This is a genomic window from Rhizobium ecuadorense (assembly GCF_001187535.1).
GTDB lineage: Bacteria > Pseudomonadota > Alphaproteobacteria > Rhizobiales > Rhizobiaceae > Rhizobium > Rhizobium ecuadorense.
This window is the reverse complement of sequence record NZ_LFIO01001172.1, coordinates 1-210: the sequence shown is the minus strand read 5'-3', so window position 1 is coordinate 210 and position 210 is coordinate 1. Positions and strand designations below refer to the sequence as shown.

Genomic DNA, 210 nt, shown 5'->3' with positions numbered 1-210 from the left:
CGCTTGAAGGCTACGGCCAGACCTATTGCACCGTTCACCGCGGCGACCTGCAGGCCATCCAGTGCGATGCGTTGCAGCCAGGCACCTTGCATTTCGGCAAGAAGCTGGCTCGCCTCGACGACAGCGGCACCGATGTGCTGATCGAATTCGAAGACGGAACCTCGATACGCGCCGACATCGTGATCGGCGCCGACGGCATCAATTCGAGCG

At 61.9% G+C, this 210-nt stretch carries 1 protein-coding gene; it reads left to right on the top strand.

What is annotated here, in order from left to right; all coding sequences use genetic code 11:
• Positions 1-210 (top strand): FAD-dependent oxidoreductase (locus tag AF337_RS25370; RefSeq protein ID WP_425287898.1); only part of this gene is annotated, 210 nt, incomplete at both ends.